Source organism: Shewanella sp. S23-S33 (assembly GCF_043359565.1).
Classification (GTDB): domain Bacteria; phylum Pseudomonadota; class Gammaproteobacteria; order Enterobacterales; family Shewanellaceae; genus Shewanella; species Shewanella oncorhynchi.
Genome location: NZ_JBHFFD010000042.1, coordinates 17,228 through 39,663 on the forward strand (window position 1 = coordinate 17,228; position 22,436 = coordinate 39,663).

Sequence of the window (22,436 nt, forward strand, 5' to 3'; positions counted from 1 at the left end):
AAAAAGCGACCTCTGGTCGCTTTTTTGTTATCTAAAATTTAATCTATCACTAAGCTCATGGTTTAGCCGCGCTTTTAATTTCGACACAGAATATTCATTTAATCACGCTGGAAAACGTCATATTTGTCTGCTTGAATTAGTCTATCAGGTCCCAGCACAGGATAGCGCTATGATCCGTTTCAAATATGATCTCAACCAAGATGTGGTAGAACTGCAAGCCAGCAATTGGAGTGGTTTAGAGCGGGTCTTCGTTAATGGGCAGATGGTGTCGCACAAGCTTAACTTTAAACCTCAAAGCGAGCATACCATTCAGCTTAAAGATGGCGCACCTTGCAAGTTTGAACTGCTTATCGATCCCCAAACCGATGAGTTAATGTGCCGAATTTATAAGCAACATAGACTCGTCGCTAGCCTAAAACAAGGCAAAGAGAATTTATTAGCCAGCCGGCGTTATTTACAGCACTCAGTGATAGCCGTAAGTCTGCTTTGCGTCTTTGCACTTTACTTAAATTAATCAAACCAGTTTAATCCCGCAGAGTGAGGCATAGTGGATGGGATTAAACTGGGAACATGATTTAGATAACCACATACAGATAGAAGTAAAAACGGCTAAACCACAGTTTTCCTCCATACCCATTAGATTCAAAATTTCAAGCCAAACGGTTGATTTTATTTAATAGTAAAATGAATGTCTGTTGTTCATCTTCACTTAAATTTGACAGAAATTTTTCATTGACCCGCTCAGCTTCGCAGATAAGATCTTGCTCTAATGCTTTGGCTTCATCGGTCAAAAAGATTTGGAAAGCACGCCGATTATCGACTTCTTGATGACGAGTAATAAGACCTTGCACCTGCAACTGATCGAGTAAGCGCGTCATAGTGTAATTTGCCACATCGCAACGCTTAGACAATTCAGTTTGGCTTATGCCCTCTTCTTGCCACAAAGCAAACAGCACAGGCCACAGTTTTATATCGAGTTGATATCGCTTAAGATGCAGATCAAGCTCATTTTGCAGCTCGATATTTAAGTGGGATACAAGATAGCCTAAGCTTTCATGACGATTCAAACAGCACCTCCTACAGCAAAGGTTTAACGCGTTTTCACTTACTCTGCACGCCATCATAGGAACCCAGAGTTAGTTTTAATACTACCACTTAACCCATAATAAACTAGCTTAGACCACAGCAAATTATGCGATTAACCTACGAGCTCATTCCTCATCTAGATCAGATAAATTGAATTCATTCACAAAATTATAGTAACAGGCCCGACCTAATTTGCCCCATAAACCGCGCTCAAGCGGCAAATAAACACTGTCATCGGTGAGCTTCATCTGTTTTATATCGACTTTATGATGCTGTGTTTCAATACTGGTTCTTACATTGAGCAGCGAATGGGGTTGCGCTCGCTCGAAATCGACAATCAGTAAGGGAGCATCTTCAACCCACACTCGCACCTTCTCCACTGGGGTAATTAAGAAATACTCATCATCGATGCAATGTAAAATACTGGCGAACAACTTAGCAAACTTTGCTGGCAGCGATGTGCCTAGATATGTCCAATCACCCAAGGCGTTAATGTCAAACAATGGGACTTCACTGCACAATGGCACAACCGAGGTTAGCCTACTATCAGCGGCGAATTGTTTGAGCGTGTGTTGAATACTGTCAGTCATCTTTTCCATCTAGGCCTCCATCATCCATAAAAAAACCAGCCTTGCGGCTGGCTTTAGTGTGACATTCAACACTGGGATATACCAGTGAGGATAATTACGATCTGACTAGCGCAATCAAAACGGCATAAACACTATTAAATATTTGCTAACTCGAGTAAGGCCTCAAGTGGATGCTTTGGCTTGTATCCGGCAAAACGTTTTACCTGACTACGGCACGAATAGCCAGACACTAACACTTGCGGCTGCTCAATTTTCGCTAGCGTTTGCTGCCAAGACATATCAAACAAGGCCTTAGAGCGCTCGAGGTTTTCTGCCTCATGACCATAGGTTCCCGCCATACCACAACAACCTAAATTGACTGCGGTTAACTTAGCGCCAAAATGGGCAAAGATTTTAGTCCACTCATTGGCGGTATTTGGCTTGGCCGTCGATTCGGTACAATGACTAAACCAAGTATATTGCTTACCTTGCGCAGCTTTTGCAGGTAAATCTTTGATGACATTCAGTAGCCATTCGTTGGCTAACTTGACCTCAAAATTACCGCGATTAGCCCCTAAGACTTCACGGTATTCATCGCGATAACACAAGACTAAGGCAGGATCGATACCGACCATGGGCATGCCCAGTTTATGGACTTGGTTCAGAAAGTCCGCACTCGACTGCGCCGTTTTAGCAAACTTATCTAAAAATCCCTTGATATGTGTTGGCTTACCATTGGGTTTGTAGGGCAATAACACCGGCTTTAAGCCGAGTTTTTCAATCAATTGGATAAAGCGCAGCACAAGACCTGAATCATAGAAACTGTTAAAGGGATCTTGTACCACCAACACAAACTGCGAGCGCTTCTCTTCTGGAATCGCTTGCAACGCAGCTAAGTCGTAACCGCGGCTTGCATGACCATCGAGTCTTTGCTTCAAAGTCGGCACAGATAACGCAGGCGCATCCACATAACCAATCGCCTGTTTAATCACCCATTGGCTCAATGGATTTTGTGCAACAAAGTTAGTGAGACGCGGTGCAGCGGCCATCAGTGGCAAGCTATCTTCAATTCCTGCAACGAGATAGTCTTTCGCGGGTCTTAAATAGCGTTGATAGTAAATATTGAAGAACTGCGCCCTAAACTTAGGCACATCCACTTTGACCGGACATTGTCCAGAGCAAGCTTTACAGGCTAAACAGCCCTTAAGCGATTCCATCACCTCGTGGGAGTAATCATAATCACGTTTGGCATTGATGGTATTTTGTATGCGCTGCAATATACCAAAAGGTTTCGCTTTTGCGAGGGCATTAACATCAACCCCTTCAGCCTCAAGCAGTCTTAGCCACTCTCTCATGAGCCCTGCACGCCCCTTAGGTGACTGCACTCTGTCACCCGTCACCTTAAACGATGGGCACATAGGCGAATAGCTACTGTAATTAAAACACAGGCCATTACCGTTACAATTCATCACATCGGGGAACGCATCACGCACATCAACGGGGATTTGTCGATCAAACTTACCGCGCTTAGCACTGTCGACATCGTAATAGAGGGCACCTGTATCTTTAGGCGCCACCAGCTTGCCGGGGTTTAGTCGGTTATCGGGGTCAAACAAACCTTTAATATCTTGCAACACTCCGAAAAGTTCATCACCAAAGACAGCTGGACCGTATTCACCGCGCACGCCTTTACCGTGTTCACCCCACATTAGGCCGCCGTATTTAAGCGTCAGTGCCGCGACTTGATCAGAAATGACTCGTAGTAATTTTTCATCTTCAACATCGCACATATCGAGCGCGGGTCGCACATGCAACACGCCCGCATCCACATGGCCGAACATACCGTATTGCAGATTATGCCCGTCGAGTAACGCGCGAAACTCCATAATATAATCGGCGAGTTTTTCGGGCGGTACCGCAGTATCTTCAGCAAAGGCGATGGGCTTACGGCGACCTTTAGTGGCGCCGAGTAAGCCAACGGCTTTTTTACGCATGCCGTAAATTTTTTCGATACTCGGCTTATCTTGCGTCACTTGGTAACCCAACACACCGCACTCGCCTTTGCTGATCTGCTCAGTTAACACAGCTTCCAAACTCGCGAGCTTTTGCTCAACTTCGACCGTGTCACCTGCAAATTCGACCATATTGAGGCCATCAATAACTTTACCTGGCACTTCTTGGATAAGATCAGCCACTGAATGCCAGACAATATCTTCACGGGCTAAGTTAAGCACTTTTGAATCGACGGTTTCGACCACAGTCGCCCGCGCGGCAACTAAGGATGGCGCATGACGCAATGCCGATTGGAACGAATCGTACTTAATGTTCACCATAGCGCGCTCAGTCGGCAGCGGGGTGAGATTGAGTTTGGCTTCGGTTATCACCGCAAGCGTGCCCTCTGAGCCCGTCAGAATTCGTGATAAATCGAATTGCGTCAGCTTGTCGTTCCACACGTGTTTTAAGTCATAGCCGGTGAGGAAACGATTGAGCTTAGGAAATTGGTTTTCAATCTGAGTACGCTTTTCACGGCATACCGCCGCCACAGCAGAAATCAGTTTCTGCCCCAGCGGATTATCACTGACATTATCGGGGTTACACAGTAGTCCCGCATCTAGGGGATGCGTATCCAGCACACTGCCATCGATCAACACGCTGCGCAGCGCCAGCACGTGATCTGACGTCTTACCATAGACCAGTGAGCCCGCACCCGAGGCATCGGTATTGATCATGCCACCAATAGTGGCGCGGTTTGAGGTGGATAAATCGGGACTAAAAAAGAATCCATGGGGACGCAATGCATCGTTAAGCGCATCTTTAATCACGCCAGCTTCGACTCGAACCCAACCTTCCTCAGCATTCACTTCGAGAACACGGTTCATGTAACGCGACACATCCAAAATCAAACCATGGGTCAGAGATTGTCCGTTGGTGCCCGTACCACCGCCCCGCGCACTGAAGGTCACGCTGCGAAATGCGTCTGTAGCAGCCAGCGTCAATGCAATTTGAATATCCTGCTGATTTTTAGGATAAAGCACGGCTTGAGGCAAAAATTGATATACAGAGTTGTCGGTGGCTTGCACTAAACGGGCGCTGTAACGTTTGTCTATATCACCGGAATACTCACTTTGCTCCAGTGCATCAAGGTATGCCAAATACACTGGCTCTAATGTTTGTTGATGTGATAGCAGGGGTAGCATAGATGGCTTCTGTCAATTATCGTTATGGCGCCATTATAAACAAAAAAAAGCCGCTAAAAAGCGGCTTTTTTAACAAGTTTATAAAATTACTATCTAGATCAACCGTGCGCTTCGGCTAAATACAACCAAGTATCAATCACAGTATCAGGGTTTAATGACACTGTATCTATGCCTTGTTCTACCAACCAAGCGGCAAAATCAGCGTGATCTGAAGGACCTTGACCACAAATACCTATGTAAGCGCCCTTCGCTTTAGCCGCTTTAATGGCTAATGAAAGTAGCATTTTAACGGCTTCATCACGCTCATCGAATAAATGGCTAATGATACCTGAGTCACGGTCAAGGCCGAGTGTCAGCTGAGTTAAATCGTTTGAGCCGATAGAGAAGCCATCGAAATGCTCAAGGAATTGGTCTGCTAACAGGGCGTTTGAAGGCACTTCACACATCATGATGACACGTAAACCGTCTTTACCACGCTCTAAACCTTGCTCTTTGAGCAGACCAACCACTTGCTCAGCTTCTTTCACTGTGCGAACGAATGGGATCATGACTTCAACGTTTTTCAGCCCCATGTCATTACGAACGCGTTTGATCGCTTCACACTCAAGGGCAAAACAGTCACGGAAGGATTCAGAGATATAACGGCTCGCACCGCGGAAGCCCAGCATTGGGTTCTCTTCTTCTGGCTCGTATCTGTCACCACCAACCAAGTTTGCGTATTCGTTAGACTTAAAGTCTGACATACGTACGATCACTTTCTTCGGATAGAAAGCTGAACCGATAGTCGCAATACCTTCAACCAGACGGGCAATGTAGAACTCAACAGGTGATTCGTAACCAGCAATCATTTCGTTGATTTCAGTTTGCAGCGCTGCATCCTGTTGATTGAATTCGAGCAGTGCTTTCGGATGAATACCAATCATACGGTTGATGATGAATTCTAAACGCGCTAGACCCACACCTTCGTTTGGCAAACGGGCAAAATCAAATGCACGATCAGGGTTACCCACGTTCATCATGATTTTCATTGGCAATGCAGGCAGAGAGTCAACACGGTTTGAAATCACTTCAAACTCTTGTTTACCTTCGTAGATAAAGCCAGTGTCACCTTCGGCGCAAGAAACAGTCACGATTTGACCATTCTTGATACGGTCAGTCACGTCACCACAACCCACCACCGCTGGCACACCTAATTCGCGGGCGATAATTGCCGCATGACAGGTACGACCGCCACGGTTTGTGACGATAGCACTTGCGCGCTTCATGATAGGTTCCCAATCAGGATCTGTCATGTCTGTCACTAACACATCACCAGGTTGGATTTGATCCATATCGGCGATTGAGGTTAATACTTTGGCTACACCAGTACCCACTTTATGGCCAATAGCGCGACCTTCACAGATCACAGCGCCACGGCTCTTTAAGTGATAACGTTCAATCAATTGCACATCTTCACGGCTACGAACCGTTTCTGGACGCGCTTGAACGATATACAATTTGCCATCATTGCCGTCTTTTGCCCATTCGATGTCCATTGGACGACCGTAATGTTTTTCGATCACCATGGCTTGTTTGGCTAATTCTTCAACTTCAGCGTCATTGATAGAGAATTGACGACGTTTGTCAGCAGTCACGTCTTCAATTTTGACTTGTTTGCCGTGAGCAGCATCATCTGAATACACCATTTGGATGAGCTTGCTACCGATATTACGGCGCACAACAGCCTTGTGACCTAAGGCTAAAATAGGTTTATGAACATAAAATTCATCTGGGTTTACCGCGCCTTGAACAACCATTTCACCCAGACCAAAAGATGAAGTGATAAACACCACATCGTTATTGCCAGATTCAGTGTCCATAGTGAACATCACACCTGAAGCCGCTTTATCTGAACGAACCATGCGTTGTACGCCAGCAGACAAGGCAACACCGTGGTGCTCATAACCTTGATGCACACGGTAGGAAATAGCGCGATCGTTAAAGAGTGAAGCGTACACATGCTTGATCGCTGTCAGTACGGATTCAAATCCTTTTACGTTTAAGAAGGTTTCTTGCTGACCCGCAAAAGAGGCATCTGGCATATCTTCAGCTGTTGCAGAAGAACGTACCGCGAATGACGCTTCGCTAGTTTCAGCGGCAAGTTTATCGTAAGCTTCACGAATCGCTTGCTCTAATGCTGGTTGAAATGGAGTGTCGATAACCCACTGTCTGATCTGTGCACCTACTTTAGCCAGCGCATTGACATCATCTACATCCAGTGTGGCTAGAATGTCATAAATCTTCTGGTTAACTCCGCTTTGTTCAAGGAACTCGTTGAACGCATGGGAAGTTGTCGCAAATCCGCCAGGTACTTGAACACCGGCATTGGCCAGATTGCTGATCATCTCGCCTAGAGAAGCATTTTTACCGCCAACCAAGTTGACGTCACCCATGCCTAATTCTTGATACCAGAGTACGTATTGCTGCACAGTTCTATCTCCGCAAGTTTATTTCAGTGGCCCCTTCACACGAGGGCAGCGGCATTTTACACTCCTGTCGAACACGCGTAAATCTATAATTTTATTTGTAATTTTATTACTACAAGAGGTCAGTATGGCACCAAAAGTATTCTATATCTCCGACGGGACAGCGATCACAGCTGAAGTTTTTGGTCATGCGGTTCTCTCGCAATTTCCATTAGAATTTGAGTCACTTACGATTCCATTTGTCGAAACATTGACGAAAGCGGAGCAAGTTAAGCGACAAATTAATGATTGTTTTATTACAACAGGTGAGCGGCCGTTAGTATTCCATTCCATCGTAAAAGCCGAGATCCGCGACATCATCTACTCGAGTGAAGGGGTTGATTATGATTTTTTGAATACTTTTGTGGCCCCACTCGAACAACATTTAGGTGTTTCTGCCTCTCCAGTTGTACATAGAACCCACGGAAAAGCGAATCACGGCTATGAAGCGCGTATTGATGCCATTAATTTCGCCATGGATAACGATGATGGCCAGACCATGAAACATATGGATCAAGCCGATCTGGTTTTACTTGGGGTCTCTCGCTGTGGCAAAACGCCATCGAGCCTGTATTTATCAATGCAGTTCGGTATAAAAGCGGCAAACTACCCTTTCACCGAAGATGATATGGATAACCTTAAGTTACCTGAAGCGCTGAAACGCAATAAGAAAAAACTGTTTGGTTTGACGATTGATCCCGTACGTTTACATGAAATCCGTCAGAGTCGAATGGAGAATAGCCGCTATTCATCGCTCAAACAGTGCCGCTTAGAAGTCAAAGAAGTTGAAATGCTGTTTAAACGAGAACGCATTCCTTACATAGACACCACTAATCATTCCGTGGAAGAAATTGCCACTAAAATATTAGATGTCACAGGCCTAGAACGGCATATGTTCTAAGCCTAATAAGCCAAAATCAGCAAAAGAAACCGAGTGAATTTAGTCTAAAAGAAACTAACTTAAATCAAATTCATTGCACAGTTGCCGACAATTAACGCAATTGGCACTGTGCAACTCGGTTCGATTCGTTATAATCCGAGGCAATCTGGCGAAAAGCGCCGCACGCAAGCTCGGTATTTTGAATGACCATAAAAACAGACGAACTACGCACTTCCTTATTAGCAAAAGTCATCTCACCTGCGCAACTGGCATCTGAGTTCCCATTAACTCAAGATGCAGCCGATTATCTGGTTCAGCAACGTCGTGAAGTCGAAGCCATCATTATGGGTGAAGACCAACGTCTATTGGTGATCATAGGCCCATGCTCAATCCACGATACTAAAGCGGCATTAGATTATGCTCAACGCTTAGCCGCGTTACACCAAGAATTGAAAGATGACTTGTGTATCTTAATGCGCGTCTATTTTGAAAAACCCCGCACAATTGTCGGTTGGAAAGGATTAATTTCAGATCCCGATCTCGATGGTAGTTTCGAACCAAACAAAGGTTTACGCATTGCCCGCGAATTGCTGCAACAAATCACTGAATTAAAATTGCCTATCGCCACCGAATTTTTAGATATGGTGAACGGTCAGTACATAGCGGATCTCATCACTTGGGGCGCTATTGGTGCGCGCACCACGGAAAGCCAAGTCCACCGTGAAATGGCTTCAGCACTGTCTTGCCCGGTTGGCTTTAAAAATGGTACTGATGGGAACATCAATATTGCCGTTGATGCAGTGCGTGCCGCACAAGTGCCACATGTTTTCTATTCACCGGATAAAGATGGCGCTATGGCGGTCTATCGCACCCACGGCAACCCGTTTGGCCATATCATCCTACGTGGTGGCAAAAAACCTAATTATCACGCACAAGATATCGAAGAAGCGCGTCAACAGCTTGCATCTGTTGGGGTAACTCAACGTATGGTTATCGATTTCAGCCACGGAAACAGTGAGAAGAACCATCTCAAACAGCTGATGGTCGCCGATGAAATTATGACTCAAATGCGTGCTGGCAGCACTGCCATCGCAGGTATTATGGCTGAAAGCTTCTTACAAGAAGGTAATCAAAAAGTCGTTGAAGGCCAGCCACTCTGTTATGGCCAAAGTATCACCGACGCCTGCTTACATTGGGACGACTCTGAAATTCTGCTACGTAAGCTCGCAGCGGCTTCCCGCGAAAGAAAAGCACTGTTAACCAAATAAATCTGAAGTAGAATAAATCGTCCAATAAAAAACCGATCTCATTTCGGTTTTTTTATTGGAAGCATGACATTACCCTCAGTCATATGCCTACTGCAGGTTAAAGCCTGTAGTTTTCTATCTTTAACCACCATAAATCTTTATAATTCGAGCTTATTTTGCTGCATTACCTTAGGTTGCTGTATGTCGCTTACCCCCATGTCCACAAACACCGAAAATACCTCACGAATCGAAGCCGCTGAAACACCTTTTCCTGACGCGATTCAAACTCGAATTGATTCCTCAGAAGCGCGCGTGATTAAAGCAGTATTCCCCTCAATCACCAACCATCACAATACGTTATTTGGTGGCGAAGCTTTAGCGTGGATGGATGAAACAGCCTTTATTGCGGCAACTCGTTTCTGCCGTAAAACCTTAGTCACAGTGAGTTCCGATAGAATTGATTTTAAAAAGCCTATCCCAGCTGGCACACTAGCAGAACTCATCGCTCGTGTGATCCATGTAGGTAATACGTCATTAAAAGTTGAAGTCAACATCTATGTCGAAGACATGTATCAAGACCATCGAGAGCATGCCATACGCGGTGTGTTCACCTTTGTTGCGGTTGACGAACAACGAAATCCTACAAAAGTGTGGACATATGGGTAGTTTTTAGACGATTTTAAAGTATAGGTTAGCCCGTACTTTCGGGCTTTCAATTGAAACTATACTGTCCATCTTTTTCCCTGTAAAACACCGACCAAAGTCTAACAACCAGAAACATATCAAAATTTTGTCCTTATTCCTGAATAAAGCAATAGGATCCTTGATTACTTTTCTGTTACATTGAGTTCAATCTTCACGCGCACCGAACATAATCATAAAAGCCATGAAGCTAGAAAACTTAAATATTATTATCGCAGACGATCATCCATTGTTCAGAAATGCACTACGTCAAGCGCTGACCAGCGCTTTCGAGCATGCACAGTGGTTTGAAGCCGACAGTGCTGACGCACTGCAATCTGTATTGGATGTTCGAAGCGTCGATTACGATCTTGTACTGTTAGATCTGCAGATGCCCGGGTCCCACGGCTATTCCACGCTTATCCACCTACGCTCACATTATCCTGAGTTACCCGTTGTGGTGATTTCAGCCCACGAGGATATCAATACCATTAGCCGTGCGATTCATTATGGCAGCAGTGGTTTTATCCCTAAATCAGCTTCAATGGAAACCCTAAAAGAGGCGCTAAGTGCGGTGTTATTCGGTGATATTTGGTTGCCTAAAGGCACTGAGATTATTGCTATCAATGACGATGCCATTGATAAAATGGCCAGCAAGTTATCCGATCTCACGCCGCAACAATATAAAGTGTTGCAGATGTTTGCCGAAGGGTTATTAAATAAACAAATAGCCTACGATCTTGGCGTGTCTGAGGCGACCATCAAGGCGCACGCGACTGCCATATTTAGAAAACTTGGCGTTCGCAACCGCACTCAAGCAGTTATTGCCCTTGCGCAACTCGAGATGGATAAAGTCGATTTATCTTAATCGCTAAACCCATAAAAATGCCGCTTTTATTAGCGGCATTTTTATGTTTGTAAATCATCCAAGTTAACGCATTGGCAGATTTTTATCGGCAAACATTTCATCTATGAGCTGTTGATCCCGTAATGCTACGGCTTTCTCCACCACATCACGGGTTAAATGCGGCGCAAAGTGCTGAATAAAATCATACATATAACTGCGCAAGAAACTGCCCTTCCTAAAACCAATTTTAGTCGTACTGTGGGCAAACAAATGACCAGCATCAATAGCAACTAAATCTTTATCAACATTTGGATCAATGGCCATAGACGCGATGACCCCCACCCCTAATCCTAAACGAACATAGGTTTTAAGCACGTCGGCACTGGTCGCACTAAAGACAACACGCGGCTCTAAATTGGCCCGATTGAACGCTTTCTCAATTTCAGAAGCACGGTCAAAACCAAAGACATAGGTCACTAAGGGGAAACGGGCTAAATCTTCGATACTAATCAAGCTGCCTTGATTGCGGGTCGCAAGAGGATGGTCTTTGGGCACAACGATAGAGCGGTTCCAGTGGTAACAAGGCAACATTATCAGATCTGAATATAAATGCATTGCTTCGGTCGCAATGGCAAAATCTGCATCACCGCGAGCAGCCTGTTCGCTGATCTGAGACGGTGTCCCTTGGTGCATATGCAAGTTCACTTTAGGATAGCGATCAATAAACTGACGAATTATCGTCGGTAATGCATAGCGTGCCTGAGTATCTGTTGTGGAAATATTTAACTCACCTTGATCTGGCTTAGTATATTCTTCAGACACTTTTTTGATACTTTCAACTTTACCTAAAATATCATTGGCAATGCTGATCACTTGCAAACCCGCAGGTGTGACATGGGTTAAATGCTTACCGCTACGACCAAATATTTGGATCCCCAACTCATCTTCAAGCATACGAACTTGTTTACTGATCCCAGGTTGAGAGGTATACAAGTTTTCAGCTGTCGCCGATACATTGAGGTTATGTTTTACGACCTCAGCAATATACCTGAGTTGTTGCAGTTTCATCTTATTTCCTTGTCTCAAACACGCAAAATGCCATTAACAACTGAGCCCTCAAAGCACTCTCAGCTATAATCAATCGTTATAGTATATAGTAAAAATTAAAGCAAATAGGAATATAGAGCACAAGTCTACAGATTCATACGACAGAAATGATAACCTAGGCTAAGATAACTATGCTAGTTTATTGATTTATTGTAGCATTAGCTCAATTGGATAAATAATGGAACATCTATGTCATTCACCTTGGTTCTGATCCTCATCGGTGCGCTTTTACTGCTTGTTATCGGAATTAACGTATTACAGCAACAAAAAGAACGTGTAGAGGCTGAGCGTCGCATTGAATTTGCCCGTCAAAGAGCAATTATCGATGAAACTGAAACTGTGTTATCAAACACAGGAATGATGCCTTGTAGCACGAATATAGTGTTGGTTTTGTATCGGCGTGTACAAGATGCCTTGCAATCTGCAACAGCGATCAGTAATGGCCAACAACAGTCAGACTACCAACGCCGCTTAGCCGATATTAATAATCAAATAACAAGCTTACAGTCTGGACAACCTCAAACTCCTCCAATTGAGAATTTCAGACTACCCGATAATGACAAACAAATTTTAGCGCTTGTTCAAACCTTAAAAAAATTAAAGGCGATACTCAGAGCCGAGCATAATAAAGGTAAAGTCGATCCGAGCATTTTTGCTCAAGAAGAAAGCCGCATCGACAGTTTACAGCTCAGAATTAATGTCGATTCTATGCTTTCTCGTGCCCGCGCGGCCAGTTTTATGAAGCAATATGGCTCATCAAAACAAATGGTAACCAAAGCCCTATCAACATTACACGCCATTAAGGCACAAACGCCTAATGATCCCTTCATTGGGCGTAAAGTCGATGAGGCTAAACAATTACTTGATGAAATTATGGGGGCACAGAAACAATCTGAGCCCAGTGCGCCTAGACCTAAAAATGAAGAAGATGATATCGATATGCTGTTTCAACCTAAAAAGAAATGGTGATCAGTCTCTATTTGCTTACCGTTAAGTTGAATTAGCGACACATTTGCCACTCATGCTACCGAGTCATTGTGAGTCAGTTTGTATCTGCAGGTGTAAAGTACTCAACATGTTTGAATTATTATCTATAGAACAAATTAATATCGAAAACACACAAACAAAAAGCCAAGTCATATTTGACTTGGCTTTTTGTTGTTCTATTAGCGTTAAGCTAGCTTAATCAGTCACTATGCGCCTTTCTTGGCCTTCTTGGTAGATTCACTCACCCACTTCCCATTGACGTAATGCGCAGACCAACCCGTGGCTTTGCCATCGACTTCAGTCGCAACGTATTGCTCTTTCGTCTTACGGCTAAACTTCACCGCAGCCTTATTGCCTTCATCATCAGTGACTGGCGCATCCGCTAAATACTGATACTTAGGCCATAGCAGCTCACGATATTGAACCAGCTCCTCAACCAGAGGCGCACGGGTTTCACGTGATTTAGGGAAAGTACTAGCCGCTAAGAAGATACCCGCCGCACCATCACGTAATACGAAATGGGCATCCGATTTACTGCATTTCAGTTCGGGTAAATAAATAGGATCTTCTTTTGGCGGCGCCGCCTCACCATTTTTCAGTAATTTACGGGTATTCTTACACTCTTCATTGGTACAGCCAAAGTACTTACCAAAACGACCATTTTTCAGTTCCATATCGTGACCACAGCGATCACACTCAATCAGTGGACCTTCATAGCCTTTGATCTTGAATTGGCCTTCTTCGACTTCATAGCCTTCACAGATTGGATTGTTACCGCAGACGTGTAACTTACGCTTCTCATCGATCAGGTAACTGTCCATTGCCGTGCCGCAAATACTACAACGGTGCTTCGCACGCAGTGCATCTGTTTCGGCATCTTCACTGTTTTCGCTAATCGCCTCAACGCCAGGCGTGAGGTTCATCGTCGTCTTACAGCGTTCTTTAGGGGGCAATTCATAACCAGAGCAACCAAGGAAAACCCCAGTCGTTCCAGTGCGGATCCCCATAGGACGACCACAAGTTGGGCACTTGATATCCGTCATCACCATTTGGTTAAGACGCATGCCACCTTCTTCGGGATCTAGCTCCGCTTTTTCTAATTGCTTAGTAAAGTCAGCATAGAAACCATCGAGTACTTTTTTCCAGTCTAACTCGCCCCGAGCCACATCATCTAATGTTTGCTCCATGCTGGCGGTAAAGTCATAGCTCATCAAATCAGCAAAACTGCTCACCAATCGTTCGCTGACAATTTCACCCATTTTTTCGGCATAGAAACGACGATTTTCGACTTTTACATAACCACGATCTTGAATCGTTGAAATGATGGTTGCGTAGGTTGATGGGCGGCCAATACCGCGTTTTTCTAATTCTTTTACTAAAGAAGCTTCGCTGTATCGTGCTGGTGGCTTAGTGAAGTGTTGTTTAGGCTGCAATTCTTTTAATGCTAATACATCGCCCTGAGCCACGAATGGTAACGTATTGTCTTCTTCGTTTTTCTTCTTAAGCGCTGTTTGTACGCGAGTCCAACCATCGAAACGTAAGGTACGTCCCGTAGCTTTGAGCTCATAATCACCCGCTTTTACTGTCAACTTAGTGGCATCATATTGTGCAGGTGTCATTTGACATGAGACAAACTGGCGCCAAATAAGCTCATATAAGCGCTGAGCGTCACGTTCCATGTCAGATAAGGTCGCTGCTTGCACTTGAACGTTTGATGGACGAATCGCTTCGTGAGCCTCTTGTGCGCCTTCTTTCGATCCGTATCGAATCGGTTCGGCGGGTAGATACTTATCACCAAATTCTTTGGCAATCATATCGCGCAAGTTTTCAACGGCTTCTTGACTCAAATTGGTCGAGTCGGTACGCATATAAGTGATATGACCGGCTTCGTAAAGTCGCTGCGCCATCATCATGGTCTTCTTCACACCAAAACCTAAGCGTGTACTCGCGGCCTGTTGCAGTGTCGACGTAATAAAGGGAGCCGATGGTTTACTTTGAGTCGCTTTATCTTCGCGGGCTAGCACTGTAAAACTTGCTGCCGATAACGCTTGAACCGCAGCCATCGCTTGCTGTTCATTGATAGGATTAAAGGCAGCATCTAGATGCTTAACCACTTCCATCCGCAAAGCTTCTTGAGCGGGCGTATTGAGTTCTGCGTGTACATCCCAAAATTCTTCAGGCACAAAGGCTTTGATTTCGCTTTCGCGTTCGACCACTAAACGCACGGCAACCGACTGCACTCGCCCAGCGGATAAACCGCGAGCAACTTTTTTCCACAGCAGAGGCGACACCATAAAACCGACAACTCTGTCTAAGAAGCGGCGCGCTTGTTGGGCATTAACCATGTTAGTGTCGAGTGTCGACGGTTTACTAAAAGCATCTTGAATCGCAGACTTAGTAATTTCGTTGAAAACGACACGTTGATACCGTGAAGGATCACCACCAATCACCTCTTGCAAATGCCAGGCGATAGCTTCTCCCTCACGGTCTAAGTCGGTTGCGAGATAGATTTGGTCAGCAGAATCGGCAAGTGCCTGTAACTCTTTAACGACTTTTTCTTTACCCGGCAAAATTTGGTACTTAGCCGCCCAGCCCTTTTCAGGGTTTACGCCCATACGAGACACTAGCGCTTGCTGATCTTTCACCTTTTTATATTGAGCTTTTTCTTCTGGCGACATCTTCTTAACTTCGACAGCGGATTTAACCTTTTCATTGCCTTCTGAAGTCGATGATGTCGGCAGATCACGGATGTGACCTACGCTCGATTTAACGATGAATTCTTTGCCAAGATATTTATTAATAGTCTTAGCTTTGGCCGGTGATTCGACAATAACTAGCGATTTACCCATAGTTTAATTTGCGCCAAAAAATCTCAAGAAGGTGGAAATTGGCACCATATATAGAGGGTTGTACTGATAGTTTCAAGTTAATCCCTCTTTTATATGTACCAGCGAGTCACTTTTTAATCAAAGTTGAAAAAATGTAAAAATATAATATGCGTAATTAAAAACTAATATTTCATTATTTGCCAGCAAGCAAGAAATAGTTATGCATTTATCGTGAAAAAGTCGCTTTGAGCACAAAACCGTCCGCTTGTGCACTCGAAAAGCTTCAGTATACTGGGTTCCCTCAGGGACCATATGAACAAATAATAACTTTCCCTATCACAAGGATAAGCAATGAAGCACTTTGAAGCGAATTTTGATGGACTCGTTGGACCAACACACAATTACGCAGGGTTGTCTTTTGGCAATGTAGCCTCACTTAGCAATGCCGCCTTAGTTTCCAACCCCAAAGCTGCAGCAAAACAAGGACTCCAAAAAGCCAAAGCACTAGCCGATATGGGCATGGTTCAAGGAATATTAGCTCCTCAAGAGCGCCCAGATCTCTATACATTGCGCCGAATTGGATTTTCCGGCTCTGATGCTAATGTATTAAAACAAGCGGCAAAAGAAGCGCCTATGTTACTTAATGCCTGTTGCAGTGCTTCCAGTATGTGGACAGCCAATGCCGCTACCGTCTCACCAAGTGCAGATACACGTGACGGCAAACTGCATTTTACCCCAGCAAATTTAGTCGATAAACTGCATCGCAGCATCGAGCCTTTGACAACGGGGCGCATATTAACAGCAACTTTCAGTGATCCCCACTATTTTCATCACCATAGTCACTTACCTGAGCATAATAGCTTCGGTGATGAAGGTGCCGCAAACCACACTCGTCTCTGCAATGAATACGGCCATGCTGGTGTTGAGCTGTTTGTTTATGGACAAGAAGCCACCAATCCCAACGCACCTAAACCGCAAAAATATCCAGCAAGACAAACCTTAGAAGCGTCGATGGCAGTCGCACGCTTACATCAGCTGGAAGACGATAATTGCGTCTTCATCCAACAGAATCCTGATGTAATTGACCAAGGTGTATTCCATAACGATGTTATCGCAGTAGGTAATCAAAATGTCCTGTTCTACCACGAACAAGCCTTCTTAAATACCCAGAATAAGATCGATGAAATTAAACGTAAACTCGACACTGAGCTGTATTTCATTGAAGTGCCCACCGCGAAAGTAGCAATTAACGACGCAGTCAAAAGCTATTTATTCAATACTCAAATTATTACATTGCCATCCGGTGAAATGGCGATTATTGCCCCAACAGATTGCCAAGAAAATCCCGCGGTATTTGCCTATTTGAACGAATTACTCACGTTAAACACGCCGATTAAGCAAGTGCTTTATTTCGACGTAAAACAAAGCATGCAAAACGGTGGCGGCCCTGCCTGTCTTCGTTTACGTGTCGCCATGAATGAAGTGGAAGTCGCAGCGGTAAATCAACACACTCTGATGAATGATGCTTTATTTACTCGTTTAAACCTTTGGGTAGACAAACATTATCGAGACAGATTAACCACCCAAGATCTTGCAGACCCTCAGCTAATCATCGAATCTCGAACAGCTCTAGATGAACTGACACAGATCATGAAACTAGGTAGCGTGTATCAGTTCCAGCGTTAATGAATAAATATAATTCTAAAGACTAAACACTAAAAAGCGCACAATTAAGTGCGCTTTTTATTTATATTGTGACCCGTCCTAAATAGCGTTGACACTGGCTAATATTTTTACTTCATACACATCATGGCTAGTGAATAACAACTGGGATCGTTGCAATCTGCGTCAAAACACCTTTTTTAGTCAGTGCTTCAATCACTAATGATCCTGCATCTGGTTGGTCAGCACCTTTTATAAGAACGCTATACTTTCCTGCCCCGTTATCATTTGAAGATGCGACAGTGAAAGAGCCTTTACTTGCTAAGCTACCAGCTGAGGGGGTAAACGTAATAACTGTTCCTGAAGGTAATCGCTGATTATGTAAATCACCAATAATGATAGTAACTCCCCCAGTTGATTTACCTATGATATCAATTGTATTGTTATCGTTGAGGCCATCACATACATCAGCTTTAGTGTTATCATCTACACAACTATCCGTAATAAGAGGAATTGAAGCCATCGCATCACTACCAGACATAACCAAAACTAATGAAGCACGTACATTCAGCGAAGTGCTACCCGCTGCACAGCCTGCATGTTTACTGCCATTAGCATCTAATTGGCACAAACTACCATTGTATAAACCATCTGCTTGGTCATAAACGCCATTACTATTAAAATCAGTAAACACTTCAGCATCCCCTCCCTCTTCACCACCTGCTACACTTGGGTTAAAAATACGGTCTTCATTATGGTCGACAAACGCTTCACTTAAGTCATACGGATTACCCGATACATCCTTTTTACTTAAAAAATTAGCTAATTCAGATGCGTCAAAACGTCCATTACTATTAGTATCGGGGAAAGATTCTTCACCGATAGCCGTCGCTAAAATCGTCACGCGCCCGCCATAAGGTTGACCCAATTCCGCATCTAACGAAGGTTCTTTACCTTGCATGGCTAACGTATCACCAGTAGGGCGAGGATTTTGACTTGTCCATTTAACCGAACAAGCACCATTAACTGTCTGACACGAAGACACTATCACACCGCCCTCTGTGGTAAAGGAAACCGCTGTGCCATCGGGTACAGGGTTGTTGAATGCATCAGCCAATCGTGCCGTCACATCAACCTCAATGCCATCGTAATCCCAACCTTCAGGGCTTAGGTTTGATGCCGATAAAGAAAAGCTATCTTGGTCAGGTAAACCTGTCGAAATAACTAATTGATTCGATTGACTCGATATTGCTGGCGTACTGCCAGCAACCACTGCAGTAACCCTTACACTTGTTGATACTGAGCCCGAATTAACTACCGTTTGAACAACTCCCTGACCATTTGTAGTAGCAAACTCAGGATCAAGAGTGATATTGCCAACTTCAGTATTGAGCGAAAAATTCACACGTTGATTACTAACCGGAATACCATTTTTATCCATTACTTTAAATTTCACGGTTGAGGCTTCTGCCCCACCAGTTCCCTTAAGCCTAATGACTTCAGGTACTGCCTCTAGGAAAAAGATACTGCCGACACTTGCAGGTAAGACATTTACCGTCGCCTTGGCGGTTAGAGATTTTCCACCAACATTTGCGCTTATATTTATAGTATCGTCCCCCACACAACCTTTTGCTAAGTAGGTGCTGGTTGCAATACCATTAACCGCGACTACAGGCGTGCTTAATTCGGCTTCAGCATTCGCCTTCAAAGCACAAACAGAGGTAAATTGTACTTCAACTGGATCTGCAAATGGATTTCCAGCGTCATCCTGAATAGCTACAGAGACACTTGAAGTCCCACCCGCTGAAACAACCGAAGGCTCAACAGATGCAACACCATTTTGAAATGGAGAACCACTCCCCATAAATACATTAGTCACACCGATACTAAACACTAGTGGTTCCGATTTTTCTCCCGTTAGTAACGTTGCTGTCGCACTACCTGCACCTGGCTGGGTACCTGCTAAAATTTGAACATAAGCAACACCTTGTTCTGTAACAGCGGTATCAATGGGTAATTCACCGCGCGTACTGGAAAATTGCACAATTGTTTGCTTGGAAATACCTGTAACATTAGCAATAAGATAACCAGGTGAAAGAGATGTTATTGTTGATATAGGTGTTTTTGACTCAAGATCACTCACCATTACTAAAGCCACCTGTGCACCTCCAGTTGATGCACCACCATCACCTTTGGTATTGAAAGAAATATCGGCAGTAGCTGTGCTTCCACTTGCAGGTGTGTAAGTGGCGGTAATTTTACCTGAACCTAATTTGTTTCCAGGTAAGACATTAATAAACACTTTACCATCTGCATTAGTGACACCACTATCTGGAGTTAGAGCTCCTTGTCCATCTATACTGAAGACTATTCGCGCACCAGCAAGAGCACTCGCATTCTTAGTTAAAGTCGCATTCAACTTTCCAGGGATATCATTCGAAATATCTGTTATTGCCTGTCCATCTGAATTAACTAATTCTAATTTAACAACAAATTTATCAGATGGCGGAGTACCGGAACCATCATCAGAGATACTGCCTCCACCACCACATGCTAATAATAAAAGCGAACACAATCCTGCGAGAAAAACCTTATACGCTGACTTCATTGTCAGGCTCCCTGTTACTCTGATGATAATACCTAAGCGAGACGCTTATTACTTATAGGCTAACATTACACAATTTTCACGCAACTTTCCCATAACTATCTTATTTTATTTCGCAAATCTGATAAATACTTTAACATTAATTGTCATTTCATCTTCACGATTTTCTTGCTAGTCTTGTGAGCGCCAAAAAATAGAATGTATAAAAAACACACAGGACTCTCTATGGCAATTTCTATAAAAAATAAACTCGGCCTTACAAGTAAAATTCTGATCGGTATGGGAACAGGTATTGCTTTAGGCCTCTTTCTTCGTAATGCCTTTCCAGAAAGCGATATAGTAAAAGATTATATTACCGAAGGTTTCTTGCATGTTATCGGTACTATCTTCATCTCCAGCTTAAAAATGTTAGTCGTTCCTTTAGTCTTTATTTCATTAGTTTGCGGAACTTGCTCACTGAGTGAACCTTCAAAATTAGGCCGCTTAGGGGGGAAAACCCTCGCCTTCTATTTATTCACGACCGCCATTGCTTTAGTGATTGCGATTGTCAGCGCAGCCCTAATACATCCTGGAAACGCCTCACTGGCGTCAGAAAAAATGGAGTACGTCGCAAAAGAAGCCCCAAGTCTTGCTGATGTGCTGATAAACATAGTGCCTACCAATCCGATGCAGGCATTGAGCGAAGGTAATATGCTGCAAATTATTATTTTTGCAGTCATTTTTGGCTTTGCTATTGCCCATATTGGTGAGCGCGGCAAACGTATTGCGGCGTTGTTTGAAGATTTAAATGAAGTCATCATGCGTGTCGTGACACTGATCATGCAACTCGCGCCTTATGGTGTGTTTGCGCTGATGGCAAAACTTGCATTAACACTCGGTTTAGAGACCTTTGGTAGTGTGGTTCAATATTTCTTCGTGGTCTTAGGTGTATTACTGGTCCATGCGTTTATCGTTTATCCAATCCTTTTAAAACTTTTCTCAGGCCTCAACCCCTTAATATTCATTCGTAAAATGCGCGATGTGCAGTTGTTTGCTTTTTCAACCGCCAGTTCAAATGCCACTTTACCCATTACCATAGAAGCGTCTGAACATAGATTAGGTGTCGATAATAAAATCGCCGCTTTTACGCTACCGTTAGGCGCTACCATTAATATGGATGGCACAGCAATCATGCAAGGCGTTGCCACTGTGTTTATTGCGCAGGTTTTTGGCATTGAGCTCTCACTAACCGATTATGCCGTTGTTGTTGTGACAGCCACATTAGCATCAATTGGTACCGCGGGTGTTCCAGGTGTCGGACTTATCATGCTGGCCATGGTGTTAAATCAAGTTGGCTTACCAGTGGAAGGGATTGCCCTGATTATCGGTGTCGATCGCTTACTCGACATGGTACGTACTGCTGTAAACGTCACAGGTGATTGCGTAGCAACTGTAATTATTGCTAAATCAGAGGGCGAATTTAACGAGCAAGTGTTTAACAACACTCAAGCGGGTAAAGTTGCTAGAAGTTTTGATGAGCAAGTTCATCATTTAGATAAATCGAACTAAACCTCACAAAGACCAAAATGACGCCCAGCTTCAGTTGGGCGTTTTTGTTTGAACGCAATACAGTTAACATGTCTATTGTTAGCAAAATGTGAACGCGCCAATAGTACGGAAGTTTGTTTTTAGATACATTATGTTTACTATTTTAATACGTTTAATGGGAGGGGTATAAATGTGGTGGAGAAGTCTTTGGATCCTGATTGCATGCTGGTTATTGAGTGCCCACTTCGTACGTTACGAACAAATTAACTTTGCTATTCCTTTTGCACTTGCGCCTTTGGTCTTATTTTTTAACTCAGTTTACTTACTTCGTTTATTACAAATTTTATTATTTATAAGTGTCTTTGCCGTATGGGGCGTCACAACCATTGAAGCGGTACATCTGCGATTAGCGCAAGAAATGCCTTGGTTGAGATTGTCTTTTATCATGATGGCGGTGATGTTATTTACCTTAGGCGCGATTATGTGTGGCAACGGCATTTTGCGGATCAGAAAACAAAAATCGCCTTGGGGAAATTCCCCGATACGCTAACACTTTAACGGCAAAACCTTCTTATTCAACAATCAATTAGTACTTATTTTGACCACAAGTTCAACTCGGTCAGCAAAGGTTAAGTTCAACTAAGATATGCTGATCCTCTATTTGGTTATCAGTGTGATTTTACGTAGACTAGTTTGCTAAAGCTTAGCT

General features: G+C 43.9%; 16 protein-coding genes. 9 read left to right on the forward strand and 7 right to left on the reverse strand.

Annotated elements, in window-relative coordinates:
- The first annotated feature begins 169 nt into the window (after positions 1-169).
- Positions 170-514 (forward strand): hypothetical protein, encoded by a 345-nt coding sequence (locus ACHA99_RS10645; RefSeq protein ID WP_011789104.1) that lies wholly within the window; start codon positions 170-172, stop codon positions 512-514.
- Between the two features lie 136 nt (positions 515-650).
- Here the strand turns inward: ACHA99_RS10645 and ACHA99_RS10650 are convergent, their stop codons facing one another.
- The 4 genes from ACHA99_RS10650 to ppsA form a co-directional block, all read right to left on the reverse strand.
- Positions 651-1,067, reverse strand: coding sequence for a MarR family winged helix-turn-helix transcriptional regulator (locus ACHA99_RS10650; RefSeq protein ID WP_028759729.1), 417 nt, complete (start codon positions 1,065-1,067; stop codon positions 651-653).
- A 144-nt stretch (positions 1,068-1,211) separates the two neighbouring features.
- On the reverse strand, positions 1,212-1,685 hold the full coding sequence (locus tag ACHA99_RS10655; protein ID WP_393942642.1) for a DUF1285 domain-containing protein: 474 nt from the start codon (positions 1,683-1,685) through the stop codon (positions 1,212-1,214).
- Positions 1,686-1,810: 125 nt separating this feature from the next.
- Entirely contained in the window at positions 1,811-4,852 is a 3,042-nt protein-coding gene (locus ACHA99_RS10660; protein ID WP_393942644.1) for an FAD-binding and (Fe-S)-binding domain-containing protein, read from the reverse strand.
- 98 nt (positions 4,853-4,950) lie between these two features.
- Entirely contained in the window at positions 4,951-7,320 is a 2,370-nt protein-coding gene (gene ppsA / locus ACHA99_RS10665) for a phosphoenolpyruvate synthase (protein WP_028759726.1), read from the reverse strand.
- 124 nt (positions 7,321-7,444) lie between these two features.
- Here ppsA and ACHA99_RS10670 point away from each other — a divergent pair, with 124 nt between their 5' ends.
- From ACHA99_RS10670 to ACHA99_RS10685, 4 genes are all read left to right on the forward strand, one after another.
- Complete coding sequence (locus ACHA99_RS10670) at positions 7,445-8,257, forward strand: pyruvate, water dikinase regulatory protein (RefSeq protein WP_028759725.1); 813 nt, start codon at positions 7,445-7,447, stop codon at positions 8,255-8,257.
- A 182-nt stretch (positions 8,258-8,439) separates the two neighbouring features.
- Positions 8,440-9,504 carry a 3-deoxy-7-phosphoheptulonate synthase gene (locus tag ACHA99_RS10675; RefSeq protein ID WP_028759724.1) on the forward strand — a complete coding sequence of 355 codons (1,065 nt, stop codon included), beginning with the start codon at positions 8,440-8,442 and terminating at the stop codon, positions 9,502-9,504.
- A 180-nt stretch (positions 9,505-9,684) separates the two neighbouring features.
- Complete coding sequence (locus ACHA99_RS10680; RefSeq protein ID WP_168825401.1) at positions 9,685-10,149, forward strand: acyl-CoA thioesterase; 465 nt, start codon at positions 9,685-9,687, stop codon at positions 10,147-10,149.
- Positions 10,150-10,369: 220 nt separating this feature from the next.
- Positions 10,370-11,032: a response regulator transcription factor gene (locus tag ACHA99_RS10685; RefSeq protein ID WP_028759722.1), complete on the forward strand. Its 663-nt coding sequence runs from the start codon at positions 10,370-10,372 to the stop codon at positions 11,030-11,032.
- A 63-nt stretch (positions 11,033-11,095) separates the two neighbouring features.
- Here the strand turns inward: ACHA99_RS10685 and cysB are convergent, their stop codons facing one another.
- Positions 11,096-12,079, reverse strand: a complete 984-nt coding sequence (gene cysB, locus ACHA99_RS10690) for an HTH-type transcriptional regulator CysB (protein WP_028759721.1) — start codon at positions 12,077-12,079, stop codon at positions 11,096-11,098.
- Between the two features lie 228 nt (positions 12,080-12,307).
- Here cysB and zomB point away from each other — a divergent pair, with 228 nt between their 5' ends.
- Complete coding sequence (zomB, locus tag ACHA99_RS10695) at positions 12,308-13,087, forward strand: flagellar motor control protein ZomB (RefSeq protein ID WP_028759720.1); 780 nt, start codon at positions 12,308-12,310, stop codon at positions 13,085-13,087.
- A 224-nt stretch (positions 13,088-13,311) separates the two neighbouring features.
- Here zomB and topA read toward each other — a convergent pair whose 3' ends face one another.
- Positions 13,312-15,954, reverse strand: a complete 2,643-nt coding sequence (gene topA / locus ACHA99_RS10700; protein WP_393942648.1) for a type I DNA topoisomerase — start codon at positions 15,952-15,954, stop codon at positions 13,312-13,314.
- 330 nt (positions 15,955-16,284) lie between these two features.
- On the opposite strand from topA, the gene astB reads away from it, so the two are divergent.
- The gene (gene astB / locus ACHA99_RS10705) at positions 16,285-17,619 is read left to right on the forward strand and encodes an N-succinylarginine dihydrolase (RefSeq protein ID WP_173244483.1); all 1,335 of its coding nucleotides are present in this window, start codon (positions 16,285-16,287) and stop codon (positions 17,617-17,619) included.
- Positions 17,620-17,746: 127 nt separating this feature from the next.
- On the opposite strand, the gene ACHA99_RS10710 is transcribed toward astB, so the two are convergent.
- Positions 17,747-20,203 (reverse strand): hypothetical protein, encoded by a 2,457-nt coding sequence (locus ACHA99_RS10710; RefSeq protein ID WP_393942651.1) that lies wholly within the window; start codon positions 20,201-20,203, stop codon positions 17,747-17,749.
- A gap of 222 nt (positions 20,204-20,425) precedes the next feature.
- Here ACHA99_RS10710 and ACHA99_RS10715 point away from each other — a divergent pair, with 222 nt between their 5' ends.
- A complete protein-coding gene (locus ACHA99_RS10715) occupies positions 20,426-21,748 on the forward strand; it encodes a dicarboxylate/amino acid:cation symporter (protein ID WP_028759716.1) in 1,323 nt (440 codons plus the stop codon).
- Between the two features lie 169 nt (positions 21,749-21,917).
- Positions 21,918-22,277, forward strand: coding sequence for a hypothetical protein (locus ACHA99_RS10720; RefSeq protein ID WP_028759715.1), 360 nt, complete (start codon positions 21,918-21,920; stop codon positions 22,275-22,277).
- Positions 22,278-22,436 lie beyond the last annotated feature (159 nt).

Bases quoted from the DNA above. Each gene is read 5' to 3' on its own strand.
- ACHA99_RS10645 (WP_011789104.1), top strand. From the start codon at position 170: ATGATCCGTTTCAAATATGATCTCAACCAAGATGTGGTAGAACTGCAA.
- ACHA99_RS10655 (WP_393942642.1), bottom strand. From the start codon at position 1,685: ATGGAAAAGATGACTGACAGTATTCAACACACGCTCAAACAATTCGCC.
- ACHA99_RS10660 (WP_393942644.1), bottom strand. From the start codon at position 4,852: ATGCTACCCCTGCTATCACATCAACAAACATTAGAGCCAGTGTATTTG.
- ACHA99_RS10670 (WP_028759725.1), top strand. From the start codon at position 7,445: ATGGCACCAAAAGTATTCTATATCTCCGACGGGACAGCGATCACAGCT.
- ACHA99_RS10675 (WP_028759724.1), top strand. From the start codon at position 8,440: ATGACCATAAAAACAGACGAACTACGCACTTCCTTATTAGCAAAAGTC.
- ACHA99_RS10680 (WP_168825401.1), top strand. From the start codon at position 9,685: ATGTCGCTTACCCCCATGTCCACAAACACCGAAAATACCTCACGAATC.
- ACHA99_RS10685 (WP_028759722.1), top strand. From the start codon at position 10,370: ATGAAGCTAGAAAACTTAAATATTATTATCGCAGACGATCATCCATTG.
- cysB (WP_028759721.1), bottom strand. From the start codon at position 12,079: ATGAAACTGCAACAACTCAGGTATATTGCTGAGGTCGTAAAACATAAC.
- zomB (WP_028759720.1), top strand. From the start codon at position 12,308: ATGTCATTCACCTTGGTTCTGATCCTCATCGGTGCGCTTTTACTGCTT.
- topA (WP_393942648.1), bottom strand. From the start codon at position 15,954: ATGGGTAAATCGCTAGTTATTGTCGAATCACCGGCCAAAGCTAAGACT.
- astB (WP_173244483.1), top strand. From the start codon at position 16,285: ATGAAGCACTTTGAAGCGAATTTTGATGGACTCGTTGGACCAACACAC.
- ACHA99_RS10710 (WP_393942651.1), bottom strand. From the start codon at position 20,203: ATGAAGTCAGCGTATAAGGTTTTTCTCGCAGGATTGTGTTCGCTTTTA.
- ACHA99_RS10715 (WP_028759716.1), top strand. From the start codon at position 20,426: ATGGCAATTTCTATAAAAAATAAACTCGGCCTTACAAGTAAAATTCTG.
- ACHA99_RS10720 (WP_028759715.1), top strand. From the start codon at position 21,918: ATGTGGTGGAGAAGTCTTTGGATCCTGATTGCATGCTGGTTATTGAGT.